Here is a 25,772-nt window from a genome sequence, read left to right as displayed (position 1 = left end):
AATAAGGGGTGAAATAGCGTTAGCTCGAACTTGATATCTGATAATAGTTTACTATCATTTTTTTAAGGCCGGAGAGCCGGGTTCAGGATCGACCGCTCACCCTAATCTGCTATAATCGGCCCGTAATCAATTTCATCACCTCTAGAACAGGACGTTCGAATGGGCTCATGGCATATCATCTTTACTCTGGGTATCTTTCTAGCAGCGGGTTTGCTGGCAGGTACCCTGGGAGAGCTCTTTCGCCTGCCCAAGGTGACCGCCTATCTGTTGATCGGAGTGATCCTGGGGCCAGCAATTCTGGATTTGATTCCCCATGAACACCTGGAAGAGCTCAAGCCGCTGACGGACTTGGCCATGGCACTGGTTCTGTTCGGGTTGGGGAATCACTTCACTCTCTCCCGTCTGCGTCGCCTGTTCAAACGAGTCTTACCGCTTTCGATTGGAGAGGTCCTCGGCACTTTTTTCATTGTATTCGTGGGGCTGCTGCTGGTAGGGGAATCTCCGGGAGCGGCAATTCTGCTCGGAGCGCTCGCGATTGCTACTGCACCGGCGACGACGATTCTCGTACTGAAGGAAATGCAGTCTGAGGGGCCAATTTCAGAATACACCGGGATCCTGGTGGCCCTCAACAATCTGATTTCCATCATCGCCTTCGAAGTCATTTTTGTGGCTGTCTTCTTTCTGCAGGGGGACAGTGCGCATGCCTCTGTGCTGCCCCAACTGGGACATCTCCTGCTTGATATTTTCGGTTCCGTATTCATCGGCGTCTTCGGCGGCCTGATGATCAGCTACGGCAGTTCCATCATCAAAGGCAGCCGTCGTCTGATCATGTTTATCGGTCTGATTGCGCTGGCACTCGGCTTATGTCGCACGACAGGCGTACCCTATATGCTGACGTTTCTGGCGATGGGTTTCACAGTCGCGAACTCACTGGCTGAAGAGGATGTTCCGAAAGTCGAAGCCGAGTTGTACCCGTTGACTGGTTTCCTCTGTGTGCTGTTTTTTATCATTCACGGAGCGGAACTCAAACCACAGCAGTTTATTGAAGCCGGGTTGATCGGGGGCAGTTACATCGTGCTGCGTCTGGTCGGCAAATACATCGGTATTTTTATACCGGCCCGGATGCGGGGAGAAGAACCCGAAGTCTCAATCTGGCTGGGGACCGCCCTGTTTGCCCAGGCGGGAGCTGCGATCGCGCTTTCAGCAATCGCTGTGAGTCGGGATCCCGTGTTGGGCGGTCACTTGCAGACCATCATTCTGGGATCGGTGGTCTTCTTCGAAATTGTCGGACCCATCATGATTCGCCAGTCAGTCCTGCGGGCAGGGGAAGTCCCACTGATCCATGCGATTCATCATACCGCCGGCGATCCGATCAGCGAATTCCAATCGATGATCCGCCGTTTCCTGGTTTCTTTCGGCCTGTTATCTGAGATCGATCAGCCTCCCGATCAGATTCTGGTCGAACAGCTTTATCGGAAAAACGTCAAGGGCATTGCCCAGACAGCAACGTTTAACGAAGTGATTTCGTTTATCGAACACAGCCACGACAATACATTCCCCGTGATTGGTCCAAATGAAGAGGTCGTGGGGGTCATTCGCTATCAGGACCTGAGTAATACCCTGTTTGATCCCAAGATTGGTTCCCTGGTCCGCGCGGCTGACCTGGCGAATAATCTGGAAACCGTTGTTTATCCCGACGATTCCCTGGCACGGGTCTGGAGCAAATTTCGCGAAGGTTCCTACGATTGTCTGCCGGTCGTTTCACGCGAACAGCCGCATCGTATGCTGGGGGTCATCAGACGCTGGGAAATTCTGAAATACTACATCAAGGGGCACCGGTCGGCCCAGAATCAGGATGGTAAATAGATCGCTTTCAACAGGCTGTCATTCAACCGTTGCGATTTGGGGGAAAACCACTAAACTTGCAGATGCTGGCGGAAGATCCAGCCTTTTTTACTACCATCAAAGTGTTTACATAGAGGATTCGTGTCGTGAGTCGAGTTGCCCTGATCACTGGAATTAACGGCCAGGATGGATATTACCTTTCCCGGTTTCTGGAAAGCAAAGACTATGAAGTCCATGGAATCACATCCTGCAGTAAGCCGGGGATCGGCGAACCCCCTCAAAACTGCTATTACTGTGATTTCGCAGAAGGCTCGAATCTGAATGAAATACTGGATCGGGTCAAGCCCGATGAAGTCTATCACCTGGCCGCCCAGAGTCACGTTCGTCTTTCGTTTGACATTCCTGTATACACCGCGGAAGTCACAGGTGTCGGCACTCTGCGTCTACTGGATGCGATTCGGTATTATGAACAGCAGAAGGGCAAGCAGGTCCGTTTCTACCAGGCATCTTCCAGCGAGATGTTCGGTAAGGTCGTTGAGACCCCTCAGAGCGAGACCACGCCATTCCATCCCCGCAGCCCGTACGCCTGTGCCAAGGTCTTCTCCTACTGGTTGACGATTAACTATCGCGAATCTTACAACATGTTTGCCTGTAACGGCATTCTGTTTAATCACGAATCGCCGCGACGGGGGGAAGCCTTTGTAACCCGCAAGATTACCAAGGCGATCGCCCGCATCAAACTCGGGATCCAGGACAAACTTTATCTGGGAAATATCGACGCGAAGCGGGACTGGGGTTTCGCCGGCGATTATGTCGAAGCGATGTGGCTGATTCTCCAGCAGGAGAAACCGGATGACTTCGTAATCGGAACCGGCGAAACGCATTCGGTTCGTGAATTTCTGGAAGCCGCCTTCGGTTCTGTCGGACTCGACTGGCGAAAATATGTTGAAATCGATCCACAGTTTTATCGGCCTGCAGAAGTCGAACTGCTCTGTGCGGATCCCACCAAAGCCCGTGAAAAGCTCAAATGGGAGCCCAAAGTCACCTTCGAAGAACTCGCACGCCTGATGGTCGAAGCCGACCTCAAACAGGCGGAACAGGAAAAACTGCTCAAAGAATCTGACTCCTGACCTGCCCGCGCTTCCCCTGATTCATTGCGGATATTTCCATGAGCGTTCAAAAAGAAATTGAAGAGCTGCGTCAGCAGCTCGAGCATCATAACCGGCTGTATTACATTCAGGCGAAGCCGGAAATATCCGACCGCGAATTCGATAAGATGATGAAGCGGCTGGAGCAGCTTGAGGAAGCGCATCCGGAGTTTGATTCCCCCGACAGCCCCACTAAAAAAGTGGGTGGGGCACCGATAGAGGGGTTCCAGACGATCGCGCATCGTCTGCCGATGCTCTCGATCGACAACATCTTTGAACTGGATGGTCTCAAGGATTTTGAAACCCGCATCTGCAAACTGCTTGGGGAAGAGCAGGTCGAACTGACGGCCGAGTATAAAATTGACGGTGTCGCAGTCTCCCTGGTCTATGAAAACGGGCACCTTGTACAGGGGGTGACCCGCGGTGATGGCCAGTCTGGAGATGACATCACCCACAACGTCCGCACCATTGGTGGAGTTCCTCTGCGCCTGAATGCGAAAAAGCCTCCCGCGCTGCTGGAAATCCGAGGAGAAGCCTACATCAGCAATTCCGATTTCCAGGTGCTCAATGTTGAAATGCAGGAGCAGGGGAAAGAACCTTTTGCCAACCCGCGCAACACGACAGCAGGCGGTTTGAAACTGCTGGACCCGAAACTGTGTGCAAAACGGAAAATCCGTTTCTTTGCTCACGGCATCGGAGCGGTTGAAGGTGTTGATTTTCAGACACACGTCAAATATCTCGACGCGATTCAAGAAATGGGAATCCCGGCGACACCCAACGTTAAGGCTTTTCCCAACCTGGAAAAGACCATGGAACACGCCCAGACCATGATGGATGACCTGCATTCGCTCGACTTCGAAGTTGACGGGATTGTGCTTAAGGTCAATCGCTTTGATCAGCGCGATCAACTGGGCAATACATCCAAGAGCCCGCGGTGGGTCGTGGCGTATAAATGGGAACGATATGAAGCGGTCACCCGGGCAGAGTCGATCGTCTTCCAGGTGGGTAAAACCGGAACGGTGACTCCGGTAGCTAACCTGGAACCGGTTCAGATCGCAGGGACCACAGTTTCTCGGGCCAGTCTGCACAACCGCGATGAAATGCAGCGGCTGGGGATTCAAATCGGCGACTGGGTCGTCGTGGAAAAAGCTGGCAAAATCATTCCACACGTAGTGCGTGTGGAAGAGCACCGCCGGGACGGTTCGCAGCAGGAACTCGAATTCCCCACGCATTGCCCTGAATGTAATACGGAACTGGTTCAGGATGAAGGGGGAGTTTACATTCGCTGTCCTAATCCGGAATGCCCCGCTACCGTGCGTGAGACTCTCCGCTATTATGCTTCGCGCCAGGCGATGGATATCGAAGGCATGGGCATCAAGATGATCGAGCAGTTGCTGGAATCCGGATTGCTCAAGGGGCTGGCCGACATCTATCGCCTCGACGAACATTACGAAGATCTGATTAACCTCGAACGCCAGGGAGAAAAGTCGATCGATAATCTGCTGGCTGGCATCGAAAGTTCCAAGCAGCAGCCGCTCTGGCGGTTACTCACGGGGCTGAACATCAGGCATGTGGGGGCCAGTAATGCCCGGATTCTCGAACGGGAATTTGGAACTATCGACGAGATTACGAAACAGAGCGAGGAAGACCTGGCGGATGTGAATGAGATCGGTCCCGTGATTGCAGCCTCTGTGTATAACTTCTTCCATTCCGATTTCGGTCAAAAGCTGATTGCAGATCTCAAGGAAGAGGGGCTCAATATGGGGACTCCGGTTTCCAAAGACGATAAACCCGCTGGTGCCCTCGAAGGTAAGACAGTGGTTGTCACCGGCACTCTATCGCGATTTACCCGTGATCAAGCTAAGGAGTTCATCGAGAAACACGGAGGCAAGGCCTCGGGATCGGTATCTTCGAAAACTGATTACCTGGTAGCGGGGGAGAATGCCGGCAGTAAGCTGACGAAAGCACAGTCGTTGGAGGTACCCGTTCTTTCGGAAGATGAATTTCTGGCGCTGCTGGGTGAGGACTAAGGTGTCAGACTGAAGGAATGACGGTCTGCGTCAGGTTCATCTGAGACAATCGATCCAGTCGTTGCGTTAGATTGAATTCATCAGCATACAGTGACTCCAGATCCCAGAGATCCATCAGCACCCGCCCCTGACGTAATTGCAGGCAGTGTTCCAGCACACTTTCAACTGAAGAAAGTTGAGGAATAGAAAACTCGCCTGTGGACTGCAGATGCTCAAGCATGCCGTTCCCCGGTCGAGTGGGAATGATGGCACAACAACTGACGCCGAGTGAAAATGCATATTCGACAGAGCGAATCGCCCATTCAACGCCCTCTGTTTCCTCTAGAAACGGCGGTTTCAGCAGAATGAACGCACGGACCTTAATATTGTTCTCGCTCAGAAAAAAAACAGCCCGGGCAAAGTCGTCTAAGGTCATTCGCTTGTTGAGAGCAGGTAGGACATCGGGATGAATCGTCTCCAGTCCCAGCGCGATTTCCAGTTGGCCGGGGATCTGTTGTTGGAACTCCGGGCAGGCCTGATTGCAGAGCAGGGGATGATTCTCTACGATTACACGTTCAAACGGCTGGATCAGTTCCGCGATTTCAGGCAGGTCCTCAGGGGGAATCGCTTTGGCGTCGAAGAAATTACCACTGTTGTAAAGCTTGACCTGGCTGGCAGGGGGCAGCTGTTTCAGGGCGTAGCGGATCTGCTCAGGAATGGCGCCCGGGGAAACGCGATCATCTGTCGTATTCTTCCAGAGGTCGCACATCAGGCAGCGAAAAGGGCATTCACGGTTCGTCAGGAAGATCGTCGAAATCTCCACCGGATGACCTGCGGCGGACGCCTCTCGTTCATTCAGAAATGCATAGGGTCGGAACTGCGAGACTTGGTTTTTCGGACCCCGGGCCTGCAGGATCTCCTGATCGTGAAATTGTCGAACAGGCAAACTCATGATATGCGGCGGCTATCCTCAGAATCAGGAAGGCTGCTGGAACAGCGAAAGCAGAGTCTCACGATAGACGGTCTCTGATTCAGCAAAAACATTTTCGTAAGAGTCGCCGTTCAGGCTCCCCTCCTGAAAACGCCGTTTCGGATAAACGGGCATGGAGAGTCCCGTGAGCTGTTTGATTCCCCGGCAGACGATGTCCCCTTTGAGTGCATACAGTTTGCGGGGATCCCAGTCGGTCAGTTCGATAAAGGGAATCCCCTCGGCGACTTCGATGACGTTCGGCAGTGCATAAGGACTGAAGCCCTGGAAGCCCAGTGAGCGGGCAGGGGCATACGTACGGACGTGACCGCGACTCTGTCCCCCCGAATAGGTCAATGAGTGCTTGACGGCTTCCACTCCCCAGCCTTCCTGGTAGAGCATCAGATTATTCAGCACGCTCCGAATCGTCAGCTCCGGATTCGCTTCGATCGGATAGTCCTTCAGGTTTTCATCACCGCCATCGCCGTCGATGAGGTGTTTCCAGTGGGGATACTGCTCACGAATCTTTTTGCACAGGGCGTGCGTCATCATCGCCGCCTGCACGTCCAGCTCTTTATAGTCTTCGACGACTTTGATTGTTTCTTTATAGTCCAGGGCATCGACTGGGACCTGCATGATTTCCAGGAACAGACTCAAATTCAACTGGTCCAGAAATTCAAAAGCCTGTCTGCAGTCGCTGCCTTCACCATCGACAGAGAGCGAGAACGCTTTGAGACGGGACGGGGATTCCCCCCGCGTGATCAACGCATGATACAGCAGCAGGAAGATTGCACCGCTGTCAATTCCTCCCGAAAACATTACTCCGATTGGCTCCTGCTGAGGAATAGTGTCCAGCCAGCGATGTATTTCCTGAGAGACGGCGCTGATATACGCTTTGCCGATATCATCAAGCTTATTCGACAGTCGGTTTCGCTCGGGAGTAAAGTAGCGTGTTGCCTGTGGATTCGGGTCCGGACAGCCGATCAACTGCAATTCGATCAGATAGTGAGCAGGAACCATCCGCGTGTAGGAGGGATGGAACTGGTTGTCGAGGCCTTCACTCTTGAGGAATTCGTAGATCTCATCAATACGTTCGGCGATTACCAGACAGGGACCTTCCGCCCGTTTCGCCAGGAAGAAACGCATAGGTCTGCCGATGGAGCGTGCCATGCGGACACGTGTTCCCTCCTTGTGGACCAGGGCAAACTGCCCATCGATCTCCCTGATCTGTTCAGGAGAACCACTGCCCACACGTTGCGTGGCTTCTTCAAAAGTCATATTGAAAAGCAGGTTTGCCTCTGGAGCGAGTAAGTTAACAAGTCGCTCCACGTACTCGTGATGAATCATTAAATCTAATCCTGAGATTTAACAGGGCCCGGAAATGAGTGAGACTGCTCCTGTCTGCTGCCTGAATTTTATGATTCCACTAGACAAATGAAAACTCACTCCCGGGTAAACCATATTAATTTCGTGAAATTCACATTAGGATCTGATGCGACACTTTGACGCACCTCTGGGCCCGTCCTGATACAGTTAGTTGATTCATCCCTAAGCCGTTCTGGGGTTGTGAATTGCGCGCGAGTCTGGTACTTTTTGAAAAACACATAGGAGAGGTTTTATGAGTGCTGGCCGCATGAGCAAATCTGTTTCTCGACGGACTTTCCTGAAGTCCAGCGCTCTGGGTCTCTCTGCCGGCTGGGTTTCGGGACGGGGGATCAATGCCGGTGCGGGCTTGAAACTGAATCCGGGGCAGAAATCGGTGGTGATGATCTATCTCCCCGGTGGGCCGACCCAGTTTGAAACGTTTGATCCCAAGCCCGATTCTCCTGTCGAGATCAGGGGCTCCTTTCTACCGACCCAGACCAATGTACCGGGAGTTCAGTTCTGCGAACTCCTGCCTCGCCTGTCCTCAATTGCTGATCGTTTTTCTGTGGTCCGGACTCTGGTTGGCATGGAAAACCGGCATGAATCGTTTCAGTGCTACACCGGTCGTGCTGGGGGGAGAACAGAAGATGGTGAGCCTGCAGGCGGCTGGCCCGCCTTTGGTTCGGTGATCTCTCAACTGCTGGGCCCCGGCGCAAACGGGATGATTCCCTATGTCGATGCGGCTCCGAAAATGAGTTATGGACCGTATAACAATAACGGGAGTCATCTGCAGGGGAATCCTTCCTGGCCTGGTTTCACCGGGTTCAAACACATTCCGTTTACGCTGGAAGGGGAAGTGAAATCAGACCTTGTGCTGCATGGCATCGACCTGACACGGTTGAACCAGCGTAAATCACTGTTGCAGTCTGTGAAGCGCAGTCAGCAGCAGATCGACGGTGAAGGCCTGGATAACTTTCAGGATCAGGCTTTTGAAATGTTGACCTCCGGTCGCTTTGCCGAAGCCATGGACCTGGAGCGGGAACCACAGTCAGTCCGCGAGCGTTACGGTGCCCTGCAGAAAACCAATCCCAGCTTTGGTGGTGCACCACAGAGTCCACAGCATCTGTTACTGGCGCGTCGACTGGTCGAAGCCGGTGTCCGCTGCGTGACCGTCGCTTTTGGCGCCTGGGACTGGCACGCCAACCGAGAAGGTTCTATTGAATATCTGTCAAAGAAATACCTGCCGCTGTTCGATCAGTCACTGGCGGTCTTCCTGCAGGACCTGGATGAACGTGGTTTGCTGGAACAGACAACGGTCATCGTCTGGGGAGAATTCGGGCGGACTCCTCGTATCAATGCCAAAGGGGGCCGCGACCACTGGCCCGGGACACAGTCGGTCCTCATGGCAGGAGGGGGGATTCAGGGAGGCCGGATCATCGGGCAAACCGATCGGGTGGGAGGTGTTCCCGCAGACCGTCCGGTGCAAGTTCAGGAGATCTTTGCGACCCTCTATCGGAATATGGGCGTTGATCTGGCGACGGCCCAAATTACCGATCTCTCGGGACGCCCCCGTTATCTGGTTGACGACAATCGATTTCCGATTCCGGAACTGTATTGATCACAGACGGGACTGAGTTCTACATACGCCAAGGGCGGCCTGTTTCCCCCTTGGCTCTGGTTCTAACAGGACATCTAAGTATTCTATTTTAAGTCACTTAGCGAATCCTGGTGATCTCTCCAGCTCATAAGCACTGTGAATCTGAACCGTTGACCTTTCGGTAAATTAGAATATACTGGACCTCTGACTGAGGTTCATGATCTCGCGCCCAAATCAATTATCACCCGCCCTCAGTGCGCTCAGAAGAAGATCAGCGATTTTTCGACATTTCTTCATTTTACCAGAAGTAAATTCAATATGTTAAATAGCGATGTATCCTGGGATAAACCACCCAGGTCTCTCAAAGTCGGTACGCAAGATTCCAGCGAACAGTTTCGGCAGGCATTGGGCCTCGATCACGAGGGCAACGCCACCTGCAATGAGGACCGCGATGAAATTCTCCGCTATCTGAATCTGCAACTCATCGCCAACGGATATCCAGCTGCTCTGACAGACGCGGATCGCAACTTTGCAGATATTGCGCAGGGACTGCTGGAAAATCATCGACAGAAAAATCGCCTGCTGGTCAATCACCGCTGCCCGGTCGATCAGCGCATAGAGAACTTTCTACAGTCACATTTCAGCGATGTACCGGAAGGGGCAGATCTGAAACTGCCTGCCCGTACTCTGATTCTGGATCGTTTCGGTCTCGCGCGGGAATTGTCGCTTCCCATTGAAGGCGATGAATACCATAGCGATCTGGTTCAGTCTTACCGGGTCAAGAACGGCGTACTGCATAATCCCAAGCATGACCGCCGCACAACGGTCGGAACGTTTCATGTGACCGAAGGGGGCTTACCGGTCCCCGGTGATAAACGCTCCGTTCCGCGGGAAACATTCGTCAAAATGTTCCAGCATGCCATGAATCCCCCGGATGACCTGAAACTGTTCCCGTTTACTTCCGATCAGGCAGAGCCGGCTTCGGGCTGGGCCTCGCTGCTGCTGCGTCCGATTGTCTGCCCTGAAGTTAAAGGTGTCACACCTGAAAAACGGATGGAGGTCCGGTTCTTTGCTCCCGGGACACTGGTCAGCAATCTGGATTTCGTGGAGTCAATCTTCGGAAACGCCGGCGACCCGTTCGTTCCCATGAATGACTCGGGACTGGATGTGATGCACTGGACGGGACATACCGGTGCTGTGATTCTCGCGCCGCATTTGATTACACTCACCAAGAAAGAACTCGGTTTGCCTCACTGGGATGATGCCACTGAGCGTCAGCAGCGCGACAGTATGTGCTGGAAAACCGAAGACGAATTCTACAACGACGGCATGGCGTTTAAACTGACTTGCCGTACCGAAGAGGGTGTGATCGTAACTCTGATTGCAGATAACTATTTTGGTTACTGCAAGAAAGAGGTCAAAACGCAGATCAGCTACTCGGCCAATCTGTTCGGTAACGCTGAGGAAGAACACGCGGGCGGAACCATGGCGTATCCCAGCTACAACCTGGGTGAAGGCTTCCAGGTTAACAGCGTACGCTACAATGGACGCACCTTTGACGATGTGATCCAGGATTACGGCGATCATATCGAAGGACAGCCTGAGGGATACGGCATTGACAGTGTCTATCCGGAACTGGTTTACATCCCGGAAGATGCCTACGCCAGCCTGCCGGAACAGTGCATTCGCTGGACCCGGGGGGGCAAAGAGCATTCCATTCCGCTGTTACCCGGTCAGGTCTATATGGCGCCCTCCGGCTACCATCTACGGATGGAGAAACACCCCGCTGCTCCTTCCTGGAGAATCGTGGGTACCACCGGGGAGGGGATTTTCTGCCACAAACCGTGTACGGTGTCCGGTGGCGGTAAAAGTGAAATCAGTAAATCGATTCAGGACTACATGCTCTATGGCCCCGTGTTTGTCTCCAATTATGAGAAAGACATGGAAGCCGTTCGCGAAATCATCGAGAAGGATTATTCCGATCGCTGGCTTGAGCCACTGCCGGAAGGACACCCTGATCTGAAACCGAGCCGAGGCGTGCTTGATCTGCATCGCTCGCTGGGAAGTGTGATCAAACTGCTCACTCCTTCCCCGGCTTATACTCCCGAGTTCAACGAGTGGCTGAATTCGATTCCTGATCATATTCTGGCCCTGGTCTTCATCATCAAGCGAATTTACTGGCCCAGTTGGGGCGAAGACTGGGATAGTCACTTTGGCGTGGATATTGTTAACGGCACTCACGGCCATGAACTGAAATACCGTGAGCGGAAACTGGTCGGAACCTATCTGCGAGTAGGCCTGTTTTCGCTGACAGGCTGGCGGACATTCAAGGTACGCCAGGACTTTATCGCTTCGCTGAAGATTCAGACGGAAGACGATATCAGTGCGTCAGTCATCGTGCCGTCCCGCGATCTGCCTTACCTGGCGGAAGGGGAGACCAGCGAGAGCTGCAAGTTTGTGATCAACAGTGAATACCGTCTGTTCCAGCGGCCCGACGATGCGATTGTGCGTGGTCTCGATAAACAGACCGAACTGGATCTCAGCAAGCCGGGGAATTTCATCTCCAACTTCGAACCGCTGAGCATCGACCAGGTTCGTGAGATGAGCAAGTACGTCGTCGATTTCGACGCGTTCAGCCCACCCATGCAGGACATGTTGCGATCTGCGGAAGAATCTAACAGCAGTTACGTTGTCTGTTCGGCCAACCCACGACAGATCGATGGTAAGCCGACCAAAAACCCACGGTATCTGCAGACCCGTCCCGACCTGGTCAAGCCGTTCAATACCTATGTGGCTAAAATGGCGACACGCCTCTTCCGGGCGATCCCGGCAGATCAACCGGTACACAACCCGGTGAATGCCGTCATGGTCGGTCGCCGGAATAATCCTCCGGAAAAAGAGAAGGGCATCCGCAGTCTGGCCGTTTATTCGCCCATTCATTATCAGGAACTCCCTGAGCTGTTCATGGACTTTGTCTGCTCTCTGACCGGAAAGAGTCCCTCCACAACCGGGGCCGGTAGTGAAGGGGCATTGACCAAGGGGCCGTTCAACGCACTGCGTCCTTCCGCAGACCTCAACAGCGCCCTGGTGGGTTATATTCTGACAGGCTATTCAGGCTTCTCTACGGCAGCAGGTCACATCGGTCCCAATGTGCGGGTCGATCATGACATCAGTCTGCTGATTCCGGAAATCTGGTGCCGCATGTCACCAGAAGAACGTTCGCCTGAATTCCTCATTCGGGAAGGACTGCTGGAACCGATCAAAGACTTTGAGCATGAAGGTGTGCAGATTCCTGCCAGCCGGCTTGGATATCGCATCACATACAAGTTCCTGCTTCGCTTCTTTGGTCGTGTCTTTGATAACCCTGCCTCCGTATTTGATGAAACGATTCTCAAACCTGAAAAGCAGGACCTGGAATCCTTCGTCGATGGTATCCAGCATATCGCTGAAGCACAGCAGCGTGTGGCTCTACAGTACTTCGAAGATGGTGGCTATGAAGAGGCCTGTCCTCCGCTACAGGCGATTCTGTCGATCATGGCACACGGCAACTGGCAGGGTCATACCATCCATGATAAGGAAGTCCGTGATCTGTTTACCCGGGAGAACCTGCTGCAGAGCGACTGGTACCAGGAGCGACTGGCCGCACGCCAGGAGCGGGAATCTGACTTGCTCAAACGGCACTTGGAATACCTGGATCAGTTCAGCGTACAACCTGGTTACGACCGGGAACTTGTGCGTTTGCAGATCCCTGAACGGCGTAAATGGGTCGAGGAGCAACTGGCTCACGTCAGTTCCCCTGCTTACCTGGAAGAGTTGAGAGGCACGATTGGCGCCGAGCCGACAAAAGATTTAAAAGGGACCGCGAAATAAGCCGCGGGCCTGCTGTATTTCTTTTGTACTGATCTGTTAGAATGCCGGCTGTTATTGCGCACCCTGAACCCCTGATTTTGTGTCAGTGAGGTGCGGGGTGTCGTAATTTACAGCGTATTCCGGTGATGGATACTGCCGGAAACCGTGATCTCTCACGTCGCATTCCCAACATCAGTGAAAAGTACAGGTTTTTAGAAGTATGTCCGACCGTGCCGCTCGTATCGAAGCCCTTTATGCCGCTGTCCTGCAACGAATTCTGATTCTGGACGGGGCGATGGGGACGATGATCCAGAACCATAAGCTCAAGGAAGCCGATTATCGGGGCAAACGGTTCGCTGATTACCACATGGATATCGCAGGTAACAACGATCTCCTGTCGTTGACTCAGCCGGACATCATCCGCGAAATCCATCGTGAATACCTTGAGGCCGGCGCGGACATCATTGAGGCCAATACATTTAACGCAACCCGTCTCTCGCAGAGCGACTACGAGATGGAGGAGCTGGTCTACGAACTCAACTTTGAGTCAGCGAAACTGGCCCGCGAAGTGGCTGACGAATTCACAGCCGCTAATCCGGAGAAACCACGCTGGGTCGCGGGGATTCTGGGCCCCACCAGCCGCACCTGCTCGATTTCTCCCGATGTGAACGATCCGGGTGCCCGCAATGTCACCTACGATGAGCTGGTCGAGAACTACCTTGAATCAATCGACGGACTGGTCAAAGGGGGCACCGATCTGCTCCTGATCGAGACCATCTTTGATACGCTGAATGCGAAAGCAGCCGTCTTTGCAGTTCACACGTACTTCGAGCGGGAAAACATTGAACTGCCCATCATGATCTCCGGGACGATCACGGATGCCTCGGGACGGACATTATCGGGGCAGACGACCGAAGCCTTCTGGAACTCGCTGGCACATGCCCGCCCGTTCTCGATCGGTCTGAACTGTGCTCTGGGAGCTCAGGAGCTCAGACAGTACGTGAAAGAGCTGTCGCGCGTCGCGGATACTTACGTTTCAGCGCACCCCAATGCCGGACTGCCGAACGAATTCGGTGAGTACGATCAGAGCGCCTCCGAAATGGCTGCCATCGTCGACGAATTCGCTACCAGCGGCTTTCTGAACATCCTCGGTGGCTGTTGTGGTACGACGCCCGCTCACATCAAAGCCATTGCACAGGCGATGGAAGGGAAGTCCCCCCGCAAGATTCCCGAAATCGAACCCGCACTCCGGCTTTCCGGTCTGGAGCCGTTGAACATCACCAAAGAGAGTCTGTTCACGAATGTGGGCGAACGCTGTAATGTCACCGGTTCGGCCCGGTTCAAGCGTTTGATCAAGGAGTCCGATTACGATACAGCTCTGGAAGTCGCCCTGCAGCAGGTCCAGAACGGTGCTGACATCATGGATGTCAACATGGACGAAGGCATGCTTGATGCCGTGGCTGCGATGACCTCATTCCTGAATCTGGTCGCAACCGAACCGGAAATCGCCCGGGTTCCCGTCATGGTCGACTCTTCCAAGTGGGAAGTCATCGAAGCCGGTCTGAAATGCATTCAGGGCAAACCGATTGTCAACTCGATCAGCCTTAAAGAAGGGGAAGCAGAGTTTCTGGACAAGGCCCGCCTCTGTCAGCGCTACGGGGCTGCTGTGGTCATCATGGCTTTCGACGAAGACGGGCAAGCCGATACCAAACAACGCAAGATTGAAATCTGCGAACGATCGTATCGACTGTTGTTAGACAAGCTCGATTTCGCACCGCAGGATATCATTTTCGATCCGAATATCTTCGCCGTCGCCACCGGGATCGACGAGCATAACAACTACGCCGTCGACTTCATCGAAGCAACCGACTGGATCCATAAGAACCTGCCTCATGTGAGTATTTCCGGGGGGGTCTCCAACGTTTCATTCTCTTTCCGGGGTAATAATCCGGTTCGTGAAGCCATTCACTCGGTCTTTCTCTATCACGCCATTCAGGTCGGTATGAATATGGGGATCGTGAATGCCAGCCAGCTGGCCGTTTACGACGACCTGCCCGCAGAGCTCAAGGAGAAGGTTGAGGATGTGATCCTGAACCGGAATTCCAACGCCACCGAGGCCCTGCTGGAAATCGCCGAAAAATACCGAGGTGATGGCAAAACTGGTGGGACCTCCACTGAGGACCTCACCTGGCGCGAACTGCCGGTAACCGAACGCATTGCGCACGCACTGGTGAAGGGGATCTCCACTTATATCATCGAAGATTCCGAAGAAGCCCGTCAGCAGTTGCCCCGTCCGCTGGATGTCATCGAAGGTCCGCTGATGGACGGCATGAATGTCGTCGGCGATCTCTTCGGGGCAGGCAAGATGTTTCTCCCGCAGGTGGTGAAATCGGCCCGCGTGATGAAGCAGGCCGTCGCCTATCTGCAGCCCTACATCGAAGAGGAAAAAACGGAATCCAGTAAGACCAACGGTCGCATCCTGATGGCAACCGTGAAGGGGGACGTCCACGATATCGGCAAGAATATCGTCGGCGTCGTCCTGCAGTGTAATAACTTCGAAGTTATCGATCTTGGCGTGATGGTCCCCTGTGAAACCATTCTGCAGACCGCACGTGAAAAAGAGTGTGACATCATCGGCCTGTCGGGCCTGATTACTCCGTCTCTCGACGAAATGGTCACCGTGGCCTGTGAAATGGAACGGCTGGAGATGGATCTTCCCCTGTTGATCGGCGGTGCTACCACGTCCAAGGCACATACCGCGGTCAAGATTGAACCGCAGTACAAACGCAATCAGGTCGTCTACGTACCCGACGCTTCCCGGGCCGTCGGTGTCGCCAGTTCGCTGCTCTCGGATGAGCATCACGCCAAGTATGTCAAAGGAATTAAAGAGGAGTATGCTGAGGTCCGCGAGCGGGTCGCTAATCGTAAACCGCAGGGTGCGCCAGTCCCTTATGCGGAAGCCGTTAAACAGGGCCTGCAGATCGACTGGGCTAACTACACGCCACCCACTCCCGGCTTTACAGGCACTCAGGTGCTCGACAATTACCCGCTGGAAGATCTGGTGAAGTACATCGACTGGACTCCCTTCTTCATCAGCTGGGATCTGGTCGGCAAGTATCCGCGAATTCTGGAAGACGAAATCATCGGCGAAGCCGCCCGCGACCTGTTCAAGAGTGCACAGGCGATGCTGCAGAAGATTATCGACGAAAAACTGCTCACCGCGCGCGCCGTTATCGGCTTCTGGCCCGCTAACCGCGTCAACGGCGATGACATCGAAGTCTACGATAACACCGACCGCGAGCACACCGTTGCCCGCCTGCATCACATCCGCCAGCAGATCCGTAAGCGGGGACAGGAAGAAGCACCGCTGATGTCCCTCGCGGACTTCGTCGCTCCGAAAGAGAGTGGGAAAATCGACTATATCGGCGGCTTCGTCGTCACCGCCGGTATCGGGGCCGAAGAAATCGCCCGGAAGTATCAGGAAGACCACGATGACTACAACAGTATCATGGTAAAGGCCCTCGCTGACCGTCTGGCAGAAGCGTTTGCAGAGCATCTGCACGAAAGGGTCCGCAAGGAGTTCTGGGGCTATGCTGCCTCAGAAACGCTCGACAATGAAGCTCTGATCAAGGAACAGTACACGGGAATCCGTCCCGCTCCCGGCTATCCGGCCTGTCCCGATCATACTGAAAAGGACACGCTGTTCAAGATGCTCAATGCCACACCTGAAATCGGCGTGAGCCTCACTGATCACTTCGCGATGACCCCGGCTGCCGCCGTTTCGGGCTGGTATCTCTCCTATCCGGAATCCCGTTATTTCCACGTCGGCAAGATCGACAGGGACCAGCTGGAATCGCTGGCCGAACGGAAGCAGATGTCGCACGACGAACTCTCCCGCTGGCTGCGTCCCGTCCTGCTGGATGAGAACGGAAACTGATCACGCTTTGCGAATCGTCACGCCGCGCGGATGCTGCTGATTCGGTTCCCAGAGCTTGATTTCGATCTCGTCTGACCGCTGTTCTTCGTATTGTAGAATCCGGCTGAACACAAACCAGAAATCGGAGAGTCGATTCAGGTACTGACACACGGCCGGGTTCACGGGGTCTTCGATTTCCCAGACTTTGAGCTCCGCTTCACGGACCATTGTGCGAATATCATGTGAGATCAACACCCGCAGGCTCCCCTGTGGCAGGATAAACGAATCCAGCGGCTCCAGAATCGGCGTCAGTTCTCCGATCAGCGCGGTGATTTCTTCTACCTTCTCCAATGGAAAGCGGCCTGCGGTCTCGCCCTCCTTGAACGGAGTGCTCAAATCCGAACCCAGATCATACATCTCCTGTTGAAATGAATGTGCCAGTTCGGTCAGGTTCAGCTGACAGGTCACATCTTCCGCCAATGGAAGGTGCAGCACATCCTGGTCGCAGGCGAAAATAAAATACCCCAGTTTGACAGCAATCTGTTCCACCACCGCCAGTGCCTGAATCCGCTTCGATGCCTTAGGCACCCGCGAGCCATCGTTGATATACGTTTCTCCCGCGTCTCCCGTTTTGGTGACGATCATATTCAGGTGCACTTTACCGCGTGCCGCCATGGTAGCAATCCTTATTTTCTGTAGATGGTCTTGGGTAAAACACGCTCCAGCGTACTGAATTTCTCGGAAGATCATAGCCCGTTTTAGTCGGAACAGAGAGTCAGAACAGCTTGAAAACAGGGTTTTCACCTCAGGATCACCAAAACAGAATTGAAAAAACCGTTACAGCAGGAATCAATGTTCCTCATCCCGCCTGCATCCCGTCTCAGGGCGATAAATGTGACTTTACAAGCAGACTTACACAATATATACTTCGACCGAAGCCCATGCCTTACAGCTATTTCGGGCTTCTGGAGAGGTGGCAGAGTGGCCGAATGCACCGGTCTTGAAAACCGGCGTGCCGCAAGGTACCGAGGGTTCGAATCCCTCCCTCTCCGCTTTCAATCTGAACTTTAAAACGCTGAATCGCTTTCGCCGGTTCAGCGTTTTTTGTTGCGCTCCGCTGCCGCATTTTCTGTTCCTCATTCCGGCTCCACTCCTGACCAGATCCGACTTCATTATTATCAGCACTGGTCTTCACCTGTTTTCACTGCACAAACCGAACTTGATCCGCACCTGGCGGAATCATATCTTGTGAAATTGTGCTTCGCGCGCGAGGCGGGTGATGCGTGCACTGGAACAGCGACCACAGACGCGCCAGGTTCACCTGAATCCGCGTCGAATTTTCCCGATTTTCACTGGAACAACCGACATCGGTTCCCTCTGTCTCGTAAGATTTCAAATCATTTCGCAGCACACTCAACGCATTTCGTCGCATACTCACATCCCTTTCACTGCATATTCGGAAGATTTCATCCCTGCATCACACTTGACTCCCCCGCGCCCCTGAGCATGATATCCCAGAACACTGCCGGTGCTCCGCCTGCGAGAATCCAGGTACTCTCTCGAAACAGAGAGGTCACCTTATGAATCTCACAAAGCACGATCATACCAGAATGCCAGCAGACTGCGCAGCTGAACAATCGGCAGCGCATCTCTCCCCGGAGTTGCGGGGGCCAGATCTGAAGTCGTTCTGCATGGATAAAAAAAACGCTGCAGCCCACAATAAGCAGACTGCAGCGTCAGCAGAAAATCAGATTCTCTAATCCCTCAGCTATTCAGGATCAGGTTCCGAGTTCTTTCTTCGGACGTTTTTTGACATCACTGTCCAGCAGGAACTGATGCTCCAGACTTTTACGGAACTGGGCGTCGGTAAAATCAGGCCAGTTGTCTTCTGTAAATCCGCGAGTCCCCTGCAACTGTTCTTTGGTCACGTTCAAAAACAGTTTATGTTCATTCTTTTCAGGGGTATCCGTCTTGATCATGAACGCCTGGAAGGGAACGGCATACAGCTTGTCCTTCTCGCCCAACTCATCGTTAAAGCTGACGACAAAATAGCGGGCCTTGTGATGTGTGGTGTCCAGCACGATTTCACTGACCTCACCGACGGACTGGTTTTGCGTATTCTGAATCTCGTGATCCATCAACTGACTCAGACGAATCACTTGGTCAGACATCTTATTGTCCGCCAGATCCTTGTCTGATTTTTTCTCTTTACGGACTTTCCCATTCACTTTATAGCGCTGGTCCAGTGCGCTCACGAATTCTTGATCCGCAAAATTCGGCCAGTTGTCCTGGTTGAAACCGGTTTCGCCTTCCAGCTGTTTTTCGGTTACATTCAGGTGCACGTTAAGTTCGTTATCTTTGCCTTTATGTTTGATCCTGAACGCTTCAATCGGGACGGCAAACATCTTATCGCCAATTCCCAGGAATCCGCCGTAGGTCACGGCTGCATAGCGGATATCGCCTGAAGGAGTGCTCAGAACCAGGTCTTCGATTTCTCCGACCTCATTGTTTTTCTGATTGGTAATGTTCACGCCCATCAGTTGACTGGCACGCGTAAACATCCCTTTCTTGTCATGTTTCATTTTCGCTTTGTTGTTCTGCCTCAGTTCTTTCTGCGTCTGTTTTTCCAGTTTGGGATTGTCCTGGGGGTTGTCGTTCGCTTCAACGCCTGAATGGTAGAAGAGAGTACTTGCGCAGAACGCGACAGCGACCGTGAAAAGAGTGACGGGTTTCATAGATTAACTCCTGGTTAATAGAGGTGTATGATCTTGAAGTGTTCAAGATCAAATTCGAACTTGGTTCTGCTGACCGCAGACAACGGAGCAGAAGGCCCGATGTGTTTAAGGTTCTTTTCTAAAAGCACTTCAATAACTGAAGGCATAGAATTGATGATCAACCGCAGAAAAAGCGCATCATGAGGCTGAGAAACATTGATAGTTGCGCCCGCCTGTCCGAGAGTATTAAACTCTCCTTATGAAACGCTAATCCAGATGCATCAAGCCGCGGTCTGTGATTACTCAGCAGCTTGTCGACTGGCTGTCTGGCAACCAGATGATTCCACAAACAGCGTTTCAAATCTTCCGCGAAGCAGGCTGCAGAAGATGTGCCAACTCCGTCAAAATTCATTGTCGCTGTTGAGAACTGTTCCCGCTCCGTGGCGCATGCGTCCTACCCGGTAGCGTTTAACTCAATTGGGAACACTGCGGATGATTGAGAGAAAGGTCCTGGTCACTCACATAAACCATAATTGAATTGAATGCCGGGAGACCGGACTGCTTGCAGATCGTCCAGTTGAGATCGTTGTTAGAGGTGTCGGCATCCTGCTGCAGCAGGCCGTGCTCAATAATCGGTATATCCCCTTGTCACCTGCATGGAAAGTAGATAACTGCGTGGAAAGTAATTTGAGATGCGACATTCTGACAGGGCAACCTCGCTCCACAAGAAAGCAGGTCTTTTCGGGGTTGTCTGTCCGATGTATCACCGGCACCTGTGACAACCGTCACAAAACAATCCCAGAACCAGGAGGAAATGCTGACTTCGGTACACGATATGCACTATTCGGGGGGAGTGAAACTCATTGTGTGTTATCGTAGAAACAGTCACGGAAGCATCACTCGAAGAAACATCACAGAGGAGCTATCCAATGCAGGCGGTCACCTATAATATTTATGGACCTCCGGAAGTGTTATCCCTGACTGAGGAAGAAGTACCTGTCTCAGATGACGGCCAAGTGTTGATTCAAGTGGCTGCGGCAGGCGTCAATCCGGTCGATGCTCGCCTGCGGAAGGGGGAAATGAAATGGCTTATGCCGGGGCGCTTCCCGAGAATTCCGGGATACGATGTCAGTGGGACTGTACTCGAATCAGACGATCACCAGAGGCTGAAACCCGGGGATCGGGTGCTCGCCTTCCTGGACCATATCTATGGCGGCGCTTATGCCGAATACGCAGTCTGCTCCTCCGGCTGTGTGGTAAAAATACCCGATAACCTTACTTTTGAAGAAGCTGCTGTGCTCCCCCTGGCTGGTTCGACGGCTCTGCAGTCGCTCAAGGATTATGGACAATTGAAACCGGGTGATCGTGTATTAATAAACGGGGCCAGTGGGGGAGTCGGTGCCTTCGCGGTGCAGATTGCCGTGGCCTACGGTGCACACGTGACCGCAGTCGCCAGTGGTCCTCATGAAGACTATGTCCGCTCACTCGGCGCCTGTGAATTCATCGACTACCAACAGGAAAGCTTCACCAACGCTGACGAGACTTGGGATCTGATCTTCGATGTAGCAGGGAAACGCTCCTTTTTTCAGGTTAAAAATGTACTCCGCGAAAGCGGACATTATGTCACTACAGAGCCAGGACTCCGTGGTATTTCTGTCTCGCTGATTACCTGGCCGCTTTCAGAACAGAGCCATGTTATGCTCGCCCGTCCGAAGCAGGAGGACCTGGCGGAACTGGTACAACTCTGGTGCGCAGGGGATCTGGAAGTCAGATTGGCTGATGTCTATCCTTTTGAGGAAGCAACTCGAGCACATCAGCAATTGGAGCAGGAGAGCTTCTGTGGGAAATTGGTGCTCAGACCCGCTGGCTTATGAGGCTTTGTCAGGAAAATATCGGGAAATACAAACGTGTGAATCCTGTGTCACAGGATTCAGCTAGCTCACTTACGGGAACAGGGAACCAGACAAATGCACCGATTGAAACAAATTGAGAGTACTTTAGCTTTCATCCGGGACCCATATCGCTTCATCTCTCGCACATGCGAGCAACACGAGGTCGATCTGTTTGAGACGCGACTCCTGTTACAGAAAACGATCTGTTTACGGGGAGAAGACGCGGCACGGATTTTCTACGATACAGACCGTTTCACCCGGGTTGGGGCAGCACCGAAGTTTGCCATAAAAACCCTGTTTGGGCAGAAAGGAGTCCAGGGACTGGATGAGGAAGCACACCGGCATCGCAAGCAGATGTTTGTCTCCATCCTCAAATCCGATCAAATCAATGACCTGACACAACTCTTCGCCGCTGAACTCAATGCGGCTGTTGCGCGCTGGGAATGCATGCCGGAAGTGATTCTGTATGCTGAATTTCAGCGTCTGCTCACCATCGCCGTCTGTCACTGGGCAGGAGTCCCGTTGTCTGAGTCAGAAATCGGGCTCCGTACCAGACAACTGACGCTCCTTTTTGACCAGGCCGCAAATCCTGGCCTCGGTCACTTTAGATCACGACGGGCCCGTCGGAATGCCAATCAGTGGATCACGGGCCTGATTCAGCAGATCCGGGACCGACAGCTGACGGTTGGCGAGAAGAGTCCCGCCTCGATCATTGCCTGGCACCGCGATCTGGATCAGCAACTCCTGCCACCCGAGGTCGCTGCAGTCGAACTGTTGAATGTGCTGCGCCCGGTGGTTGCGGTTTCGGTCTACCTCACGTTCGTCGCGCATGCCTTACAACAGCATCCACACAGCCGGAAGTTACTGCGCTCAGACTTCGGCAGGTACGCGCTGCCTTTCGTCCAGGAAGTGCGACGCTTTTATCCCTTCTTTCCACTGACTGCGGCCCGCGTGAGGAAATACTTTGAGTGGCAGGGACATGCATTTCCCCGGGGCCGACGTGTCCTGCTCGATCTGTATGGCACGAACCATGACCGGCGGATCTGGAACAAACCGGAACACTTTGAACCGGAACGTTTTCTGCAGCATAACGTGTCTCCCTTTGATTTCATTCCACAGGGCGGGGGAGATGTACGCTCCGGTCATCGCTGTCCCGGCGAGGATGTCGCGGTCAATCTCATGCTACGGACCGCTGAATTTCTGATACGCGAGGTTCAATATGAAGTGCCTCGGCAGAATCTGGAACTCGATTTCTCTCGCATGCCGGCACTGCCCGAAAGTCGCTTCCGAATTTCAGCGATCCGGAATACAGAAGATTCTCAGTCTTGCGGGCTTACTTCAGAGGCACGCAAGATCAGGGTCTGAGACAGGTGTTTTTGAAAATGGCAGCGAATAAGATATGCCTGCCAGTCTCTGACTGATAATGCAGGCCTCATTAATGGGGCATCATCGGGGAAAATATTCAAGCGCAGATAACAGGGACTGCTTAAGTTCTCAGTGCCGACTCCATTTTCTCTCGAGCTGAAGGCTGGTCTTCCGAATTCACTTTCCAACTGGTGAAAATCATTCCGCTGACGATTGATTTACCATTCAGCGAAAAGACTTTACAACTGATGCATTCATACACATTGAATTCTTCATCTGTCACCATAAATGCATCTCCTTCCTGGATACGGGAACTGGTTGTCATACGGAAGGTACTCAGCTGAGGACGACCACGCTGAAACTCTTTATTGGCTTGCGATGGATAAAAGGTTGAGCCGTGCTGATCCTGCCTGGCATCAAAGGAGTGTAAGGTAACCAGGTAATTGTCATCGTCAACGTAGAAGTATCGCATCTCTTATCTCCATAATCGAATTCGGTTGTCTGCGAACATATTCCACTGTTGAACGATTTGATCCTCCACTCGTTCGGTCCAGGTATCATACGATCATCCGTGAGTATCCTCTCTGTTATGAAACACAGCTTCCGGGCGTTTCATTTCAGGAGGCCCTGATCACAATGTCTGCCTCTAACAAAGAGCAGGCTGAAGCACAACGACTCTAAGTCGATGACATCCAGAAATATTCATCAGCCAGAATAGAGAGAAATTCCCCGTCTCAGTAATCATTGACGCTCGAAAACTGCATCAGCAACGGGATGATTTCAAAAGAACAAAATTAAAAGATCCACTGTAAGATGGAGAGGGGGGACCTTCATCTGCTTTGAAGAGTCTGCATTCTCTTCTTATTTGCTTCTATTCGATCCGGCTTTGATGATCTCTGGTGAGTCTGTATTACTCACGAAATGGATATGCCAGATCTCCTTGCAAATATATGCTCGTAGACCTCACCCTACCGTAGCCTGTTGAAATGAGGAATATCAAAAGCGTGATTATTCTTTCAGTTATTCAAAATATAAAATATCCAACTTCAAATGCCGGACTGAAATTGGTTCGGAACTGATGCGAATCTTTAGCGCAAGACACAGGCATGGCTGATGATAAAATAGAACTGTTCCTGCTTCGTTACCGCGCAGAGCTGGAACCGGGAGGGGGGGCACAACTTTTGCTAAACTTTGAAACAAACGCCTTGAAAATGCGTTTGTAGTACAGAAACACGAAGATATTAGTGATCTGGCACCAACGAAAGCGGTACCCTGCTTCGGACCTGGATCTGATTTTCCACCCGCTCGACCTCCGGTTCATCGACGGCGATTTTAAGAACAAGTTGCAGTTGATACCAGGAAGAGAGCTCTCCCTGCAGAATCAACGTCGAGCCGATCGATTCACAGTGGATCTGTTTCAACTGGGGGTAACCCAGTTGATGAATTGTGCGTTTGATGCGATGGTTGAGATGTTCTTCTGGCAGTGTCGCTTCCTGCAGTTTCAGCATGAGAGAATCCTGAATCAGTTAGAGGGAAAAATGTGACAGCCTGTCCGATAGGTGAGACCATCCCTCTTAGCACGAATCGTGCCAGCTCAAGACGGAAAAATGCTCTACTCCACCGGTGGGATTTGTTCTCGATGTCTGAACGCTATTTCATGGGCGAAAATATTATGACGCCGGAATCGCACCGGAAGATAGCTGCTTGACTGACCTGTTCAGCAGGTCGTTCAGCGATCAATTTGGAATTGAATGCGGCCGTTAATCGCGCAGTCTGGTTGTTTTGCATCCAGTAAAAATCCACCGATTTCATCGGGAGAAAACCCGGTACTCACGAGCGCAAGTCAATCTGCCAGCCCGGGGAACTATCTGGCTGGCCCGCGCCGCGTTTCAATGCCAGCGTGATTCTTTTCAAAGTGGCTGTCGCAGCATTATTGTCGGCTTTGGTATGTGAAATGCGGATTGTCCCCGCTGTTCAATCAGTAATCCAGGAATCCAGTCCCTAAGCATATATCAGTCTTTCGCTGGATTCGATTAGAATACTTCTTTAAGGAATGATACGCATGACTCGCCAGCAACCGACTCCCACATTTCCCGCTCAGGGGCTTGAGAAACCTGGGATTGAAGAAAATATGGATCCGTCGCCTCACTTTGAAGCCCCCGATTATCGAGCGGCAGGTAAGTTAGCGGGGAAGGTGGCCCTGATTACCGGCGGCGATTCGGGCATTGGACGCGCCGTCGCCACCCTGTTCGCCCGGGAAGGTGCTTCCGTGGCACTGACCTACCTGGAAGAAGAACAACAGGATGCCGAAGAGACGCGCCGCTTCATTGTGGAGCAGATCGAACACGATGATAAGCCCGCTGGTGTGCTGCTGATTTGCGGAGATGTTTCCGATCCGTCATTTTGTCGTACCGCGGTCGAGTTGGCCCTGGAAGAATTCGGCCATCTGGATATCCTCGTCAACAATGCCGCGTTTCAACAGCACCAGTCATCCATTGATGATGTGACAGAAACGCAATGGGATCATACATTCAAAACCAACATTTATGGCTATTTCCATATGTCCCAGGCAGCCCTGAAGCATCTGCAGCCGGGGGCCAGTATTATTAATACCGGCTCAATTACCGGTCTGGAGGGGAGTGGCGGTCTGCTGGATTACTCCGCCACCAAAGGCGCCATCCACGCGTTTACCAAATCACTGGCTCAAAATCTGGTGGACCGGGAGATTCGCGTTAATTGTGTCGCTCCAGGACCTGTCTGGACACCGCTCAATCCCGCAGAACGTTCTGACGAAGAAATCAAAGACTTTGGAAGTGGTACTCCCTATGGCAGGCCCGCGCAGCCGGAAGAGATTGCCCCGGCGTATGTCTACTTTGCCTCGAATGCCGATTCCAGTTATGTCACAGGAGAAGTCCTGACACTGCTGGGAGGTGCCACCAGGGCCGGCTGATCAATTTCCTTCCTGCGCAGTCCAGTCTGCATGACGGGCTTCGAGAGGGTAAGAATACTTTCAATCCGCAGCAGGTAATGCATGCCCGTCATTCCGATGGTGGCTTGTTGCTATGCTGTTTCGATGCCCTGACGCGCCTCTCAAAAAACAGAAAA

General features: G+C 52.7%; 15 protein-coding genes and 1 tRNA gene. 10 read left to right on the top strand and 6 right to left on the bottom strand.

Translation table 11 applies throughout. From position 1 onward, the window contains the following. Positions 1-159: 159 nt before the first annotated feature. From FYZ48_RS12035 to ligA, 3 genes are all read left to right on the top strand, one after another. The gene (locus tag FYZ48_RS12035) at positions 160-1,866 is read left to right on the top strand and encodes a cation:proton antiporter domain-containing protein (protein ID WP_149340622.1); all 1,707 of its coding nucleotides are present in this window, start codon (positions 160-162) and stop codon (positions 1,864-1,866) included. 125 nt (positions 1,867-1,991) lie between these two features. After that, the gene (gene gmd / locus FYZ48_RS12030; RefSeq protein ID WP_149340620.1) at positions 1,992-2,975 is read left to right on the top strand and encodes a GDP-mannose 4,6-dehydratase; all 984 of its coding nucleotides are present in this window, start codon (positions 1,992-1,994) and stop codon (positions 2,973-2,975) included. Positions 2,976-3,013: 38 nt separating this feature from the next. Further along, the gene (gene ligA, locus FYZ48_RS12025) at positions 3,014-5,023 is read left to right on the top strand and encodes an NAD-dependent DNA ligase LigA (RefSeq protein ID WP_149340618.1); all 2,010 of its coding nucleotides are present in this window, start codon (positions 3,014-3,016) and stop codon (positions 5,021-5,023) included. A gap of 4 nt (positions 5,024-5,027) precedes the next feature. Here the strand turns inward: ligA and FYZ48_RS12020 are convergent, their stop codons facing one another. Together FYZ48_RS12020 and FYZ48_RS12015 are read right to left on the bottom strand one after the other, a co-directional pair. Further along, positions 5,028-5,954 (bottom strand): radical SAM protein, encoded by a 927-nt coding sequence (locus FYZ48_RS12020; protein WP_242022607.1) that lies wholly within the window; start codon positions 5,952-5,954, stop codon positions 5,028-5,030. Positions 5,955-5,978: 24 nt separating this feature from the next. Then, positions 5,979-7,316: an asparagine synthase-related protein gene (locus FYZ48_RS12015; RefSeq protein WP_149340616.1), complete on the bottom strand. Its 1,338-nt coding sequence runs from the start codon at positions 7,314-7,316 to the stop codon at positions 5,979-5,981. Positions 7,317-7,587: 271 nt separating this feature from the next. Between FYZ48_RS12015 and FYZ48_RS12010 the strand changes: the two genes are divergently transcribed. The 3 genes from FYZ48_RS12010 (at position 7,588) to metH (ending at position 16,717) form a co-directional block, all read left to right on the top strand. Further along, entirely contained in the window at positions 7,588-8,952 is a 1,365-nt protein-coding gene (locus FYZ48_RS12010) for a DUF1501 domain-containing protein (protein WP_149340614.1), read from the top strand. Between the two features lie 297 nt (positions 8,953-9,249). After that, positions 9,250-12,801 carry a hypothetical protein gene (locus FYZ48_RS12005; protein WP_149340612.1) on the top strand — a complete coding sequence of 1,184 codons (3,552 nt, stop codon included), beginning with the start codon at positions 9,250-9,252 and terminating at the stop codon, positions 12,799-12,801. 199 nt (positions 12,802-13,000) lie between these two features. Continuing rightward, positions 13,001-16,717: a methionine synthase gene (metH, locus tag FYZ48_RS12000; protein WP_149340610.1), complete on the top strand. Its 3,717-nt coding sequence runs from the start codon at positions 13,001-13,003 to the stop codon at positions 16,715-16,717. On the opposite strand, the gene FYZ48_RS11995 is transcribed toward metH, so the two are convergent. Beyond that, positions 16,718-17,371, bottom strand: a complete 654-nt coding sequence (locus FYZ48_RS11995; protein WP_187781987.1) for an ATP:cob(I)alamin adenosyltransferase — start codon at positions 17,369-17,371, stop codon at positions 16,718-16,720. A gap of 292 nt (positions 17,372-17,663) precedes the next feature. Between FYZ48_RS11995 and FYZ48_RS11990 the strand changes: the two genes are divergently transcribed. Further along, positions 17,664-17,748 (top strand) — tRNA-Ser (locus FYZ48_RS11990). A gap of 726 nt (positions 17,749-18,474) precedes the next feature. Here FYZ48_RS11990 and FYZ48_RS11985 read toward each other — a convergent pair. Next, positions 18,475-19,431, bottom strand: a complete 957-nt coding sequence (locus FYZ48_RS11985) for a PRC-barrel domain-containing protein (protein WP_149340606.1) — start codon at positions 19,429-19,431, stop codon at positions 18,475-18,477. 908 nt (positions 19,432-20,339) lie between these two features. On the opposite strand from FYZ48_RS11985, the gene FYZ48_RS11980 reads away from it, so the two are divergent. Together FYZ48_RS11980 and FYZ48_RS11975 are read left to right on the top strand one after the other, a co-directional pair. After that, positions 20,340-21,284, top strand: a complete 945-nt coding sequence (locus FYZ48_RS11980) for an NAD(P)-dependent alcohol dehydrogenase (RefSeq protein WP_149340603.1) — start codon at positions 20,340-20,342, stop codon at positions 21,282-21,284. Between the two features lie 93 nt (positions 21,285-21,377). Continuing rightward, positions 21,378-22,667: a cytochrome P450 gene (locus tag FYZ48_RS11975; protein WP_149340600.1), complete on the top strand. Its 1,290-nt coding sequence runs from the start codon at positions 21,378-21,380 to the stop codon at positions 22,665-22,667. A 121-nt stretch (positions 22,668-22,788) separates the two neighbouring features. Here the strand turns inward: FYZ48_RS11975 and FYZ48_RS11970 are convergent, their stop codons facing one another. After that, positions 22,789-23,139 carry a hypothetical protein gene (locus FYZ48_RS11970; RefSeq protein ID WP_149340598.1) on the bottom strand — a complete coding sequence of 117 codons (351 nt, stop codon included), beginning with the start codon at positions 23,137-23,139 and terminating at the stop codon, positions 22,789-22,791. Between the two features lie 769 nt (positions 23,140-23,908). Continuing rightward, the gene (locus tag FYZ48_RS11965) at positions 23,909-24,175 is read right to left on the bottom strand and encodes a hypothetical protein (protein ID WP_149340595.1); all 267 of its coding nucleotides are present in this window, start codon (positions 24,173-24,175) and stop codon (positions 23,909-23,911) included. Between the two features lie 554 nt (positions 24,176-24,729). Here FYZ48_RS11965 and FYZ48_RS11960 point away from each other — a divergent pair. Then, positions 24,730-25,617, top strand: coding sequence for an SDR family oxidoreductase (locus FYZ48_RS11960; protein WP_149340593.1), 888 nt, complete (start codon positions 24,730-24,732; stop codon positions 25,615-25,617). The last annotated feature ends 155 nt before the right edge of the window (positions 25,618-25,772 follow it).

It is taken from the genome of Gimesia chilikensis (genome assembly GCF_008329715.1).
Classification (GTDB): Bacteria; Planctomycetota; Planctomycetia; order Planctomycetales; family Planctomycetaceae; genus Gimesia; species Gimesia chilikensis.
The sequence above is the reverse complement of the archived record's forward strand: the minus strand, read 5'-3'. Positions and strand labels throughout refer to the sequence as shown.